This is a genomic window from Halobacterium sp. CBA1132, from assembly GCF_001485535.1.
Lineage (GTDB): Archaea > Halobacteriota > Halobacteria > Halobacteriales > Halobacteriaceae > Halobacterium.
The window spans coordinates 2,012,965-2,025,253 of record NZ_BCMZ01000001.1; the positions used below are offsets into that span (position 1 = coordinate 2,012,965).

General features: G+C 70.9%; 14 protein-coding genes. 5 read left to right on the top strand and 9 right to left on the bottom strand.

Annotation, left to right across the window (positions count from 1 at the left end; translation table 11 throughout):
* Positions 1-17: 17 nt before the first annotated feature.
* Together AVZ66_RS10560 and AVZ66_RS10565 are read right to left on the bottom strand one after the other, a co-directional pair.
* Positions 18-1,634 (bottom strand): GTPBP1 family GTP-binding protein, encoded by a 1,617-nt coding sequence (locus AVZ66_RS10560; RefSeq protein WP_058984045.1) that lies wholly within the window; start codon positions 1,632-1,634, stop codon positions 18-20.
* A 71-nt stretch (positions 1,635-1,705) separates the two neighbouring features.
* Positions 1,706-2,215, bottom strand: a complete 510-nt coding sequence (locus AVZ66_RS10565; protein WP_197407753.1) for a J domain-containing protein — start codon at positions 2,213-2,215, stop codon at positions 1,706-1,708.
* A 78-nt stretch (positions 2,216-2,293) separates the two neighbouring features.
* On the opposite strand from AVZ66_RS10565, the gene AVZ66_RS16660 reads away from it, so the two are divergent.
* On the top strand, positions 2,294-2,458 hold the full coding sequence (locus AVZ66_RS16660) for a hypothetical protein (RefSeq protein ID WP_197407754.1): 165 nt from the start codon (positions 2,294-2,296) through the stop codon (positions 2,456-2,458).
* Here the strand turns inward: AVZ66_RS16660 and pyrF are convergent, their stop codons facing one another.
* Positions 2,459-3,262 carry an orotidine-5'-phosphate decarboxylase gene (gene pyrF, locus AVZ66_RS10575; protein WP_058984047.1) on the bottom strand — a complete coding sequence of 268 codons (804 nt, stop codon included), beginning with the start codon at positions 3,260-3,262 and terminating at the stop codon, positions 2,459-2,461. It lies immediately after the preceding gene.
* A 51-nt stretch (positions 3,263-3,313) separates the two neighbouring features.
* Positions 3,314-3,652, bottom strand: a complete 339-nt coding sequence (locus tag AVZ66_RS10580) for a DUF5802 family protein (RefSeq protein WP_058984048.1) — start codon at positions 3,650-3,652, stop codon at positions 3,314-3,316.
* 116 nt (positions 3,653-3,768) lie between these two features.
* Between AVZ66_RS10580 and AVZ66_RS10585 the strand changes: the two genes are divergently transcribed.
* From AVZ66_RS10585 to AVZ66_RS10600, 4 genes are read left to right on the top strand one after another with little or no spacing between them, the layout of a single operon-like run.
* Positions 3,769-4,419, top strand: coding sequence for a metalloregulator ArsR/SmtB family transcription factor (locus AVZ66_RS10585; RefSeq protein WP_058984049.1), 651 nt, complete (start codon positions 3,769-3,771; stop codon positions 4,417-4,419).
* 46 nt (positions 4,420-4,465) lie between these two features.
* Positions 4,466-5,737, top strand: coding sequence for a Glu-tRNA(Gln) amidotransferase subunit GatD (gene gatD, locus AVZ66_RS10590; protein ID WP_058984050.1), 1,272 nt, complete (start codon positions 4,466-4,468; stop codon positions 5,735-5,737).
* Complete coding sequence (locus tag AVZ66_RS10595) at positions 5,734-6,660, top strand: GNAT family N-acetyltransferase (protein WP_058984051.1); 927 nt, start codon at positions 5,734-5,736, stop codon at positions 6,658-6,660. Before gatD ends, AVZ66_RS10595 begins: the two co-directional genes overlap by 4 nt.
* A 49-nt stretch (positions 6,661-6,709) precedes the next feature.
* Positions 6,710-8,353, top strand: coding sequence for a TrkA family potassium uptake protein (locus AVZ66_RS10600; protein WP_058984052.1), 1,644 nt, complete (start codon positions 6,710-6,712; stop codon positions 8,351-8,353).
* A 42-nt stretch (positions 8,354-8,395) separates the two neighbouring features.
* Here the strand turns inward: AVZ66_RS10600 and AVZ66_RS10605 are convergent, their stop codons facing one another.
* The 5 genes from AVZ66_RS10605 to AVZ66_RS10625 all read right to left on the bottom strand — a co-directional run bounded on the left by AVZ66_RS10605 (position 8,396) and on the right by AVZ66_RS10625 (position 12,241).
* Complete coding sequence (locus AVZ66_RS10605; protein ID WP_058984053.1) at positions 8,396-8,695, bottom strand: DUF4242 domain-containing protein; 300 nt, start codon at positions 8,693-8,695, stop codon at positions 8,396-8,398.
* 86 nt (positions 8,696-8,781) lie between these two features.
* Positions 8,782-9,537 carry a glycerophosphodiester phosphodiesterase gene (locus AVZ66_RS10610; protein ID WP_058984054.1) on the bottom strand — a complete coding sequence of 252 codons (756 nt, stop codon included), beginning with the start codon at positions 9,535-9,537 and terminating at the stop codon, positions 8,782-8,784.
* Entirely contained in the window at positions 9,537-9,809 is a 273-nt protein-coding gene (locus tag AVZ66_RS10615) for a ubiquitin-like small modifier protein 1 (protein ID WP_058984055.1), read from the bottom strand. The genes AVZ66_RS10610 and AVZ66_RS10615 overlap by 1 nt, the downstream gene beginning before the upstream one ends.
* Positions 9,810-9,869: 60 nt before the next feature.
* Entirely contained in the window at positions 9,870-11,021 is a 1,152-nt protein-coding gene (locus AVZ66_RS10620; RefSeq protein WP_058984056.1) for a TrkA C-terminal domain-containing protein, read from the bottom strand.
* Positions 11,021-12,241, bottom strand: a complete 1,221-nt coding sequence (locus AVZ66_RS10625) for a potassium channel family protein (protein WP_058984057.1) — start codon at positions 12,239-12,241, stop codon at positions 11,021-11,023. The genes AVZ66_RS10620 and AVZ66_RS10625 overlap by 1 nt, the downstream gene beginning before the upstream one ends.
* Positions 12,242-12,289 lie beyond the last annotated feature (48 nt).

Sequence of the window (12,289 nt, forward strand, 5' to 3'; positions counted from 1 at the left end):
CGCCGAGAAAGTTCGTGTTAGTCGGAGACGCTGGTGACGGTGCCGACCCCCTTGCTCGCGCCCTCGCGGAACACGAACCGCTGGCCCTCCTCGACCAAGTAGGGGCGGAACTTGAATCGGACGCTCGTCTCGCCCGTGTCGCCGGGGAGTAGTTGGCCGTTCGCGGGTTCGAAGCGCGCGGCCTCCCCGATGGTTTCGAGGTGGACGACCGGCTCGTAGCCCGCGTCGATTCGCGTCGGGTGGTTCAACACCATCACTTCGGCCTCGAACTCCTGTACGGGGCTGGGTTCGGCGTCGGCCGGCAGCAGGACCATCCCGCGTTCGACGTCGGCCTCGCGGACGCCCTTCAGGGCGATGCCGACGATGCGGCCGGCCTCCGCTTGGTCGACGCGGTGGTAGTGCATCTCGATGGAGCGCACTTCGACCTCGCGGAAGTCGCCGTTCGGGAACGGCCCCAACAGGAGTTCGTCGCCGGCCTCCACGGTGCCGGATTTGACGGTGCCGGAGGCCACCGCGCCGACGCCCGTGACCTCGTAGGAGCGGTCGACGTACATCCGGAACGGCCCGCTGGCGGCCGTCGTCTTCGGGAGGCGCCGGAAGCACTCGTCGAGGACGTCCAGTCCCTCCATCGTCACCGCGCTCGTGCGGACGATTGGGACGACGTTGTCCCCGATTTCTTCGATTGCGGCGTCGACGCCGTGGCGCTCGACGGGAAGCGGCGTCCGGCCCGCGTTCCGCAGCAGGCGTTCGACCTCGCGCTCGACTTCGGCGACGCGGTCGTCGTCCACGAGGTCGGTCTTCGTGATGGCGACGATGGTCGGGAGGTCCGTCGCCAACAGTACGCCCGTGTGTTCGCGGGTCGTCTTCGTCGGGCCGTCGTCGGCCGCGACGGTCAACAGCCCGTAGTCGAGTTGCTGGCCGACCAACCCCCGGATGGTCGTCGAGAGCCACGGCTCGTGGCCGACGGTGTCGACGAACGAGACGACGCGGTCGGCGCTCTCCACGACGGCCGCGCGCTCGTCCTTCCGGTGGGGGTTGCGCACGCGCATCGGCCCGTCGCCGTCGAAGCCGTAGACGCCGTAGGAGAGGTCCGCCGACAGTCCGCGTTCGACCTCGTGTGGCTGCACGTCGAGGAAGCCGCGCGTGGTGCCGTCGCCGTCGTCGGAGTCGCCGGTGACGAGGCTGCCGACCAGCGTGGACTTCCCGTGGTCGACGTGGCCCGCCGTCCCGACGATGATGTGGTCGTCGTCGGGCGCCAGCGAGGCGCCGTCTCGGACGACGGCGACGCCGACGATGCCCTCGCCGGCGTCGTCGCGGACGCTGTCGACGCTCCACGTCTGTACGTCCGCGATGTGGGCGCCGGCTTCCTCGGCGAGCAGGCTCAGCACGTCCATCGTCTCGGAGAACGTCTCGGGGGGCACCCCCGCGAGGCCGCCGTCGTCGGTGACGCCGAGAACGTACTCGGCCTCGCCGTCGCCGGAGAGCACGCGGTGCCGCAGTTGCGCGGCGAGGCTCTCCATGCGGCCGTCGGCGAGGTGGACGTCGCGGCTGAACCGTTCCTTGAATTCGACGCTGCCGCCCTCCTGCTCCCCGCGGTCGAGTGCGCGGACCAAGCGGGCTCGGTCGCGGCCCATGGGAACGGATTGGGGGGAAGCGGGTAAAAGCCTTCCCCGGGTAACGGTTCGGAGACGCACGGAGACGCCGATTAGTCGTCTTTGAGTCGTTCGTAGGCTTCGTTCACGCGAGCGAATTCGTCCTCGTCGCCGCCCCGGTCCGGGTGGAGTTCCCGCGCCTTCTCGCGGTACGCGGCCCGCACCGCGTCGCTGCTCGCGCCGGGTTCGACGCCGAGCACGCGGTAGTCCTCGCGGCGCGGGCCGGACGCCGCCCCGCTCGCCGTCTGTCGCCCGCCGCCGCGGCCGGCGCCGGCGCGCCCGCGGTTGCGTTCGCGACTGCGCCCGCTCGCTCGACCCTGGTGCTGGCTGGTCTGCTGGCGCTGTTCGCGTTCGTACTGCTCGCGGGAGACGCGGCGCTTGCGGTACGCCAACTCCGCGAGTCGGCCGGAGGCGTGCAGGTAGAAGACGGCGCCGGCGAGCGCGAACGGCACGGCGACGCCGAGCGCGACCGGACTGTAGACGACGCCGAGCACGCCGAACACGACGCCGACGGCGCCGAACGTGGCCGCCATCCCCCAGACGATGCTCGCGTCGGTCCTCACGGTGTACGCGCCAGTTCGGCGCGCGGACGTAAATGCTGTTGGCCCACACTCTTGGGGTTCGGCGCCGAACGCGACGACATGAGCGTCACCGGCCTCTGCCAGATTTGCGAGAGCGAGCAAGCACAGTTCACCTGCGACCGGTGTGGCGCGCTCGTCTGCCAGGCCCACTACGACCCCTCGACGGGCTACTGCACGGAGTGCGCCGCCGAAGTCCGCGGCAGCCCCGGGTCCGGGCCGCGCTGACTACCGGTGCTCGTTCAGGCGGTTCTTCAGCCGGCGCGCGGCCTCGCCGGCGGCGCGCGCCCACTCGGGCGAGTCCTCGCCCGCGAAGATGATGCCTCGCGTGGAGTTCACCAGCCCGACGCCCTCGTCGTTCAGGCCGTACTGGACTGCGGCCTCGGCGTCGCCGCCCTGCGCGCCGACGCCCGGCACGAGGAACGGGAGTTCGGGCACGCGATCGCGCAGTTCTTCTAACTCTTCGGGCGCCGTCGCGCCGACGACGAGACCGATGTTGTCGTACTCGTCGTTCCAGCCCGCGGCGCGCTCGGCAACGTGCTCGTAGAGGCGGCGGTCGTACGCCGCGAGTTCGAGGTGCTGGAAGTCCATCCCGCCGGGGTTGGAGGTGCGACAGAGCACGAACACGCCCGCCTCCTCCTGTGAGAGGAACGGCTGGAGCGCGTCCTCGCCGAGGTAGGGGTTGACCGTGATTGCGTCGGCGTACTCCAGCACGTCGGCGTACTGGCGGGCCGTGTTCCCGATGTCCGCGCGCTTGGCGTCCAACAGGACGGGGACGCCTTTCCCGTGGGCGTACGCTATCGTCTCGCGGAGCGCGCGCCAGCCGTCGCTGTCCTCGTAGAACGCCGCGTTCGGCTTGAAGACGGCGGCGTGTTCGTGGGTCGCGTCGATGACGCGGCGGTTGAACGCCCACCGCGGCAGGTCGTGGTCCAGTACGTCCTCGGGGAGGCGGTCGAGGTCGGGGTCGAGGCCGACGCTGACGACGGTGTCGGCGTCCTCGATGCGCGCCGCGAGGTCGTCGAAGAAGCGCATACCTCCGCGTCCCGGCAAGCGAGCAAAAGCGGTTCGCTTCCGAGCCGGCCCTCAGACGGCGCCCATGTCGAACAGGCGGGCGGCGTGCTCGCCCTTCGCGAGCAGGACTTCCTCTAGCGACGGCGGGTTCTCGACGTCGACGCTGTCGAGGACGTCCTCGGGGACGGCGAGCGTGCGCTCGGGCACGTCGTCCTCGCCGTGGACGGAGAGGTGCGCGGGGCCGACTTTCATCACGAGCGGGAGGTCTGTCCGGGCGATACCGTCGTCGTCGGCGTACAGTTGCTCGTTGACGCGTTCGTGGTGACGGCTGTTGATGGCGGCGCGGTCGCCGCGCGTCGGTTCGACGTACAACCGTCCGAGGTAGTAGCCGCTGGAGAATGCCTCGAACATGTATGCTAACGTTTGGCACACTACTACATAAGCGCTCCGGCGAACCCCCGAGTCGTCGCCGAATTCCACCGAGAGCAGACACCCTTATCCGGTCTCGTCGCTAACTCAGGGTGAACATGGATTCGGGGGCACTGCTCAACATACTCGGCAACGAGAACCGGCGACGCATCCTCCGACTGCTCGCGCGCAAACCCTGTTACGTCACCGAAATCTCGGAGTCGCTGGGCGTCAGCCCGAAGGCCGTCATCGACCACCTCCGGCGGCTCGAAGACGCCGGCCTCGTGGAGTCGGAGGTCGACGACCAGCGGCGGAAGTACTTCCACATCGCCGAGAACCTCCGACTGGAGGTGCGGCTGTCGCCGTTCGACTTCGGCGCGAAGTCCGCGTACCCCGCGAGCGCGGACCTCGACCTGACGCGGTGCCAGCACGTCTCGATTCGCATCCAGCAGGACCGCGAGGACAACGTCGCCGCCCTCGCCGGGAAACTACAGGAGCTCAAGGACCTCGAACGCGAGCTATCGCTGGCCCAACGCTGGGTGCACGGCCGGCTCGCGGACGCCCAAGACCGCCTCGGGGAGGCCGTCGGCGACGGCAACGAGCGCCTGTACGCGGACGTGCTCGCGGCGCTCGCGTCCGGGGACCGTACGGCGAGCGCGGTCGCCGGAAATCTCGACGCCCCGGAGCCGCTCGTGGAGGGCGTCCTCGAGACGCTGCGCGAGCAGGAGGTCGTCGAGCGCGTCGACGGCGAGTGGCACATCACCGAGTAGCGCGGAGTAGCAACCTTTTCGTCGGCGCGCCCGGAAGCTACGCGACATGAACACAGGGGACCGCGTGCGCGTCGACCGCGACGGCACGACCCACGAGGGCGTGCTGTTGCCGTCGGCCGACTCCGACCACCTCGTCGTGAAACTCGACTCCGGCTACAACGTCGGCGTCGAACGCGACGCGGCCGACGTCGAAGTACTGGAGCGAGACGTCTACGACGTCGAGAGCGACCACGACGAGGGCGCCGCCTCCGAGGTCGAGTTCGACGACGACCTGCCGACCATCGCGCTCATCTCCACCGGCGGCACCATCGCGTCCACCGTCGACTACCGCACGGGCGCGGTCACCGCGCAGTTCGACGCCGAGGACGTGCTGCGGGCGGTACCCGACTTGGCGGGTCGCGCGAACTACCGCGGCCGCGTCGTCGCGAACATCCTCTCGGAGAACATGGAGCCGCCCATCTGGCAGGAACTCGCGGCCGCCGTCCGCGAGGAAATCGAGAACGGCGCCGACGGCGTCGTCGTGATGCACGGCACGGACACGATGCAGTACTCCGCGAGCGCGCTGTCGTTCATCCTCGACACGCCCGTTCCCATCGTCTTCACGGGCAGCCAGCGCTCCGCGGACCGGCCGTCCTCGGACAACGTGATGAACGCCGTCTGCTCGGTGGAGGCCGCGAAGGCCGACGCCGCCGAGGTGATGGTCTGCATGCACGCCTCCGAGAGCGACGACCGCTGCGCGCTCCACCGCGGGACGCGCGTTCGAAAGAACCACACGAGCCGCCGGGACGCCTTCGAGACCGTCGGCGCGGAGCCGCTCGGCTACGTCGACTACGACGCGGCCAGCGAGGACGCGACCGCCGAATCCCGCGGCGTGACGTTCACGAAAGAGCACGCCGAGAGGGGTGAGGCGGACCTCGACAGCAGCCCCGACCTCGATGACGACGTCGAACTCGTGAAGTTCACGCCCGGGATGGACGACGCGTTCTTCGACCTCTGCGAGGGCAAGTCCGGCGTGATTATCGAGGGGACCGGACTCGGTCACGTCCATACGCAGTTCATCGACCGCATCGAGGAGCTAGTCGAGGACGGCACGACGGTCGTGATGACCAGTCAGTGTCTGGACGGCCGGGTCTGCGACCGAGTCTACGACACGGGCCGCGACCTCCTCGACGCCGGCGTCGTGGAGGGCGAGGACATGCTCCCCGGCACCGCGAAGGTGAAACTGATGTGGGCACTCGCGAACACCGAGAGCGTCGCGGAGACGATGCGGACGCCGCTGGCCGGCGAAATCACGGACCGCTCGGTCCCGTGGGAATGACCGGGGACATCGAGATTCGACCCGCCGAGTTGGGCGACTACGACGACGTGGTGGCGTTCGCCAGCGACACGTGGGCGGACCGCCGCGAGGACGGCGACTACATCCCGCGCGTCTTCGAGGACTGGGTGGAGAGCGACGGCCCGCGCCAGCGCACGCTCGTCGCGGACACCGGCGACGATATTGCGGCAATCGCGCAGTTCGTCCTGCTCTCCGAGCACGAGGCGTGGGCGCAGGGGATGCGCACGAACCCCGACTACCGCGGACAGGGCGTCGGCTCGACGCTCGTTCACGCGGGCTTCGACTGGGCGCGCGAGCGGGGCGCGACGGTCGCGCGCAACATGGTGTTCTCGTGGAACGTGATGGGATTGGGACACTCGCGGGCGACCGGGTTCGAGCCGTCGACGGAGTTCCGCTGGGTGCATCCCGAGCCGAACCGCGACGCCAGCCCCGGTCACGAGATTACCGACGACGCGTACGCCGCGTGGCAGTGCTGGCAGGACAGTCCGGCCCGCGACCACCTCCGCGGACTGGTGATGCACACCGACGAGTCGTGGGCACTGTCGGAACTCACTCGGAGCCGACTCGAAGCGGCCGCCGACCGCGACGCGCTCGTCGTCGCGCACGACGAGACGACCGGGACGCGCGGGTTCGCGTTCCGCTCGCGGACGTTCGAGCGCGAGGCCGACGGCGCCGGACAGACGGTGGCGGAGTACGGCGTCGCCGCGTGGGCCGACCAGTCGGCGTGCGCATCCGTGCTCGAAGCGATTTCCGCGGACGCCGCGAGCGTCGGCGCCGACCGCACGCGCGTGCTGATTCCCGAGACCGTGGAAGCGGTCAGCGACGTCGCGGCCACGCGCACCGAAATCGGCGAGGAGCCGGACTTCGTGCTGGCCGCCGACCTCACCGCGGACTACCGAGCGTAGGCGTCGCCGAAACGTTTTGTCGCCGGGCCGGGTAGCTACGGGCACCCGAATGCCCGACTTACGGGATCTCCCGCGCCGGCCGTCCGACCTGACCTACCGACAGCGACTCGTGGCGGTGTACGCCGTCGGCCTCATCTCAGTGGTACTGACATTCACGGCGCTGTACTACTGGGGGATGGCCAATCTGGAGGGGCGGCCGCGGTCGCCGTTCCAGGCGTTCAACACCGTCATCGAGACGCTGACGACGACGGGGTTCGGCGCGGACTCGCCGTGGCAGACGCCGTGGATGAACCTCTTCGTCGCGACCATCCAGGTGTCGGGGGTCGTCATTGGGTTCGTGACGCTGCGCGTGCTCGTCATCCCGCTGTTCGAGCGCACGCCGCTGAACCTCGACGACCGCCTCACGCCGAAGAACGACCACGTCGTCGTCGCGGAGTACGGCCACGACTCCGAGGTACTGCTCGACGAACTGGAGGAACTGGACGTCGACTACGTGCTCGTCGAATCGGACACCGAGGAGGCCAAGCGGCTCTCCGACGACGGCTACCAGGCCATCAACGGCGACCCTGAGGACGGCGACGACCTGGAGCGCGCGTTCGTCGGGGCGGCCGACGTGCTCATCACGGACGCCGGTGACGAGACGGCGAGTGTCGTGTTGACCGCGCTGGAGCACAACGAGGACCTCCGGGTGGTGAGCTTCACGGCGTCGACCCGGCGGAAGGCCGCGCTCGCGGAGGTCGGCGTCGACCGCAGCGTCGCGCCCCACGCGCTCATCGGCCAGCGGCTCGCGGAGAAGGCGACGACGCCGGTCTCGGTCGGCGAAGCGGCGACCGACGAGGTCGCCATCCGGGAGCTTCTGGTGCGCCGGGACAGCCCGCTGCACGGCGTCCGCGTCCGGGAGTCGCCGCTCGCCAGCCACCCCGAGTTGACGCTCGTCGCGGGCTGGTTCGACGGCGAGTTGCGACTCCCGCCGTCGCCGGAGGACCCCCTCACGCCGAACACCGTCCTCGTCGTCGCGGGGCCGGCGGACGTCATCGACGAGGTCACCGGCGAAATCGCGGGCGTCCAGCGCTCGCGGCTGCGCGACCACTCGCGAGTCGTCGTCGCGGGGCTGGGAGAGGGCGGCGCGGCGGCCGTCGACGCGCTGCCCGAGGACGTCGAGGCGACGACCATCGACGAGTCCGCGGCGACCGACCCCGACGTGGTCGGGGACGCGACCGAACCCGAGACGCTGGAGGCCGCGAACGTCGGGGACGCCACGGCGCTCGTCGTCACGGTGAACGACGACGCGACCGCGCTGTTGACCGTGGCGATGGCGCGCTCGCTGACCGAGGACGTGGAGATTCTCGCGCGCGTCACGGACACGGAAAAGGCGTCGGCGGCGTTCCGCGCGGGTGCCGACTACGTGCTGTCCGTCCAGCGCGTGAGCGCGCGCCTCGTCGCCGCGGAGGTCCACGGCGAGCGCGTGATGGACCCGGTCGGGCAGATTCGACTGGTGCGCGCGGACGCCGCGCCGTTCGTCGGCGAGACGGTGGCGACGGCGAGCGACCCGCAGAAGGGGTGGACGGTCGTCGGCGTCGTCCACGACGGCGAGGTGGACACGAACCAGACCGCCGCAATCGAGGCCGGCGACGAGGTGTTCGTCGCGGGCAGCGACCGCGCCATCCGCAAGTTCGAGCGGTCCGTCGAGTAGTCGGTCTCGCGGCCGCACGTTCGGTTCGTGACTTCGCCGCTGTTACTCGCCGGACAGCGGCTCTCCGCGGCGGTCGATGCGAGTGGCGGGCAGCCCCGCTCGGTCCGCGTGTTCCTCGATGGCGGCCTCGTCTTCGGCGCGGTAGTGACAGAACGTCCCTGTCACCTCGCCGGCGTCGTTTTTCATGACCTCGGATTCGACCCACCGGATGCCGACGCCCTCGTCGCGGAGCGCCGCCAGCGCCTCGCCGGACTGCTCGCCGGCGGCGGCCAGTTCGTCCTCGGTAATCGGTTCGTCGAGGCTACGGAGAATCAGGAAGTCCTCCAGTTCGTCGCCGTTCATGGAATCCCACCAACACGAACAGGCGATTCGACCGGGAAAGTAGTTTGGCCGGGTCGGACGCAGAACGGGGCCGTCGATGCCGTCGCTCAGACGAGTCGCGAGGGGTCACCGGCGTAGTCGACGACACCGGGGTAGTCCGCGATGACGCCGTCGACTCCGGCGTCGCTGCACGCGACGGCGTCGTGCCAGTCCGTGACGGTCCACGCGTTGACGGTGCGGCCGTCGCGGTGCGCGTGGTCGACGACCGACTCGGTGAGGCCGTCGACGGGCGCGTGGAGCGCACGGCAGTCGAACTCGCTGGCGCGCGTGAGTCCGCGGTCGGTGTCGAGGCAGAGCGCCGCACGCGGGGTGTCGGGCAGCACTTCGGTGGCGGCTTCGAGCGCGCCGTCGAAGAACGACGAAACCACGACGGGCGCCTCGCAGTCCGCGAGCGCGTCAGCGACCGACTCGACGAACGGCCGCCAGACGGCCGCGTCCGGCCCGGAGAGGCCGAGCGTCGCGTCCTCGCTGCCGGGAGTCTTGAGTTCGACGTGGAACGCCACGCCCGCTGGCACGAGGTCTGCGACCGCCGACAGCGTCGGCACGGGTTCGCCGCTCCCGAGCACGGACGCGTCGGCGAGCGCCTCGGGTGTCGCGTCCCAGACGAACCCCTCGGCGTCGGTGACACCACGAGAGTCGCCATCGCCGTCGAGGCGCTGGTCGTGGAAGACGACCGGCGTGCCGTCGGCTGCCGGCTGGACGTCCACCTCGACGCCGTCCGCGCGCTCGCGGGCCGCTCGCACCGCCGCCGCGGTGTTCTCGGGCGCGATACCGGCGAACCCGCGGTGGGCGATGGTAAACATCAGCCGCCGCTCACCGGCGGGAACAACGCGAGTTCGTCGCCCGAGTCCAGTTCCGTGGCGAGGCCGTCGTCGTGCGCGACGTTCTCGCCGTTCCGCAGGACGTTGATGTGCTCGTGGACGTCGCCGGTCTCGGTCAGGACGCGGTCCCGGAGCGCGGGCCGGTCGTCGAGCAGGGCGTCGAGGGCGTCCCCCACTGTCTCCGCCGACTCGTCGACGGTGATTCGGCGGTCGCCGCCGACCTCCGCGAGGTCCGCGAACAGCTTCCACTCCATGCACGCCCCTCGGCGGCGGCGACGCATAGGTGCTACGGGGTCGGCAGCGCGTGCGGCGGCCTACTGGCTCGGGGACTCGTCGACCGGTTCCTCGGGGGCGGCCGCGGCGGCGTCCACGCGGCGCGCGACGTCCGGCCGCGCGACCACGTAGAGGGTGTCGCCGGCGGCGAGTACGCGCGACCCGCTCGGGATGGCGTCGACGCCGGTGTCGCCGCGGACTGCAACTACGGTCCCGTCGACCGTGGCGACCTCGGCGCCGTCGAGGGCGCTGTCCGCCGCCACGGTCACGACGACCATCGTCTCGTCGGCGGCCCGCAGCAGCGACGCGAACTGGCGGTCCGCGCCCGGCTCGTACGGCAGCGTGAGCAGGCGGTAGTCGCCGCCGGCGAGCGTGCGCGCGTCGTACTCGTCCAGCGACAGCGTCACCGTGTCCTCGTGGGTCGCGCGAATCTCCGCGGTGGCGACGCGCTCGGCGGCCTCAGTCTCGGTGCTTGGCTGCCACACCTGCACGAGGTCGCCGGGACCCGCGGCGTTCGGCGGGTCAGCGTGCACGGCGACGGCCGCGGTGCCCGGCGGCAGCGTCGGCCCGATACCGGCGGTGCGGCTCCCGAGCGCGAGGTACGTCGCGGTGCCGTCGTCCGCGAGTTCGACGTCGACGTAGCCGATGTCGTAGTCGTCTTTCAGTCGCGTCACGACGCGGTCGCGGAGCTCCGCGACGGTCAGCCGGCGCGGGAAGATGAGCGTCTTCCCCGCCAGTGCCTCCTTGACGTCGTCGGCGACCGGGTCGTAGCCCTCGATGTCCTCGATGGACTCGGGGAGTTCGACCGCGACGGCGCGCCCGACGGCTTTCACGATGCGGCCGACCTCGCCTTCGAGTTCGCGGACGCCGGTCGCGGCCAGAATCTGGACGCCGACGCGGTCGCCGGCGCGGCGCGCGGCGGGTTCGAAGAGCACGGCGACGCCGAAGACGGCGAGGTTGAACCCGACCGCTTCGACCGAGAGCGCGTCCGTCCGGCCGGCGATTGCCTGCCCGAGTGCGACCCGCGTGTTGAGGTAGAACGCCACGACGGAGACGTCCACGAGTATCCCCACGCCGAACGGGAGTTCCTGCCGGAAGTACCACCGGAACGCCGCCGCGAGCAGCGCGACGGCGACGCCCGCGGCGAGGACGACGCCGCCGGCCTGCGCGAGTTCGGTCGTCGACACCGGCATCACTTCGCCACCTCCTCGAAGGCGTCGAGTTCGCGGCGCGGCCCGGCGACGAACAGTTCGTCGCCGGCCGACAGCGACGCCTCACCGTTCGGGGCGACCGTCCACGCGCCGTCGTGGCGGACCGCCAGCACGGTGACGCCGTACGTCTCACCGACGCTCGCCTCGCCGAGCGTGGTGTCCACGACGGGGGTGTCGGCGCCGAGGGTGAGCCGGCGGACGCGCTGGCCGCCGCGGCGCAGCAGTCCGAGGAGTTCGTACTCGCGGCGGGTGCCGCGAGCGCGTACGGCGACGCGAGTGTGGTCAGCCGCGAGCAGCGACTCCGCCTCCGAGCGCTGGACGGCGACGGTGACGCGGCCCTCGCCGCCCGTCGTCGTCGGCGCGAGTTTCGCGGCTGGCTCGGCCTCCGCGGCGTCGTCGGTGGCTGCGGGCGCGGTCGGTTCCGGTGCGGGCTTCCCGCCGGACTTCGCGGAGACGACGGTGCCGTCGACGCGGTCGTCGCCCGCGAGCACGCTCACCTCGTCGCCGCGCGCGATGCCCGTGGGAACGAGCGCGGGCACCGACACCGCGCGCTTCCCGATTGGCGTCCGCTTGGAGACGCCGGCGGCGGGCGGCGCGGCGGAGACGGTCGCGCGGCCGTGTTCGTCGACGGTCACTGAGGCCTCCTGCACGTCGAACTCCGAGCGCAGGCGGTCGACGAACCGCCCCTCCAGTTCCGACAGCGGGAGGTCCGCGGGGAAGCGCCACTCGGCGTCCTGAATCGACGCGCGCAGCGACTCCGGAAGCGGCGGGTAGCCTTCGAGGTCGCGGACGCCGCCGACGACGCTCACTGCGACCTCGTTGCGGCCGCCGACGAGTTCGATGGCGTCGGTGTGGAGCGTGCGCTCGCGCAGCGACCGCAGGCTGATGCGCCGCGGCAGCGTCGACCCGAGCCTGTCACCCACGGCGTGCGTGTAGAACGTCAACAGCGCGACCACCAGCAGCGCGACCACCAGCGTCGTGGAGTTCGCCGCCTGCGTAATCGTCGGGTCAGCGAACGCGAGCAGGCCGCCGTTGACGCCGGCGAGCGCGACACCGAGCACGACGACACCGAACGCGGGGATGCTGAGCCCGGTGACGTACTTGAAGAGGAAGCCGAAGCCGAACGACACCAGCGCCGGAATCACGCCCGCGAGCAGCCCGAGGTAGATGCCGTGCAGCGCCTGCACGGGAGTCGAAGTCATACCCCCGACGAGTCGCGCCCGCGACTAAACGCTACCGACGCGTGCCGC

Excerpts from the sequence above, each read along its gene's own strand:
- AVZ66_RS10560 (WP_058984045.1), bottom strand. The coding sequence starts at position 1,634 with ATGGGCCGCGACCGAGCCCGCTTGGTCCGCGCACTCGACCGCGGGGAG.
- AVZ66_RS16660 (WP_197407754.1), top strand. The coding sequence starts at position 2,294 with ATGAGCGTCACCGGCCTCTGCCAGATTTGCGAGAGCGAGCAAGCACAG.
- pyrF (WP_058984047.1), bottom strand. The coding sequence starts at position 3,262 with ATGCGCTTCTTCGACGACCTCGCGGCGCGCATCGAGGACGCCGACACC.
- AVZ66_RS10580 (WP_058984048.1), bottom strand. The coding sequence starts at position 3,652 with ATGTTCGAGGCATTCTCCAGCGGCTACTACCTCGGACGGTTGTACGTC.
- AVZ66_RS10585 (WP_058984049.1), top strand. The coding sequence starts at position 3,769 with ATGGATTCGGGGGCACTGCTCAACATACTCGGCAACGAGAACCGGCGA.
- gatD (WP_058984050.1), top strand. The coding sequence starts at position 4,466 with ATGAACACAGGGGACCGCGTGCGCGTCGACCGCGACGGCACGACCCAC.
- AVZ66_RS10595 (WP_058984051.1), top strand. The coding sequence starts at position 5,734 with ATGACCGGGGACATCGAGATTCGACCCGCCGAGTTGGGCGACTACGAC.
- AVZ66_RS10600 (WP_058984052.1), top strand. The coding sequence starts at position 6,710 with ATGCCCGACTTACGGGATCTCCCGCGCCGGCCGTCCGACCTGACCTAC.
- AVZ66_RS10605 (WP_058984053.1), bottom strand. The coding sequence starts at position 8,695 with ATGAACGGCGACGAACTGGAGGACTTCCTGATTCTCCGTAGCCTCGAC.
- AVZ66_RS10610 (WP_058984054.1), bottom strand. The coding sequence starts at position 9,537 with ATGTTTACCATCGCCCACCGCGGGTTCGCCGGTATCGCGCCCGAGAAC.
- AVZ66_RS10615 (WP_058984055.1), bottom strand. The coding sequence starts at position 9,809 with ATGGAGTGGAAGCTGTTCGCGGACCTCGCGGAGGTCGGCGGCGACCGC.
- AVZ66_RS10620 (WP_058984056.1), bottom strand. The coding sequence starts at position 11,021 with ATGCCGGTGTCGACGACCGAACTCGCGCAGGCCGGCGGCGTCGTCCTC.
- AVZ66_RS10625 (WP_058984057.1), bottom strand. The coding sequence starts at position 12,241 with ATGACTTCGACTCCCGTGCAGGCGCTGCACGGCATCTACCTCGGGCTG.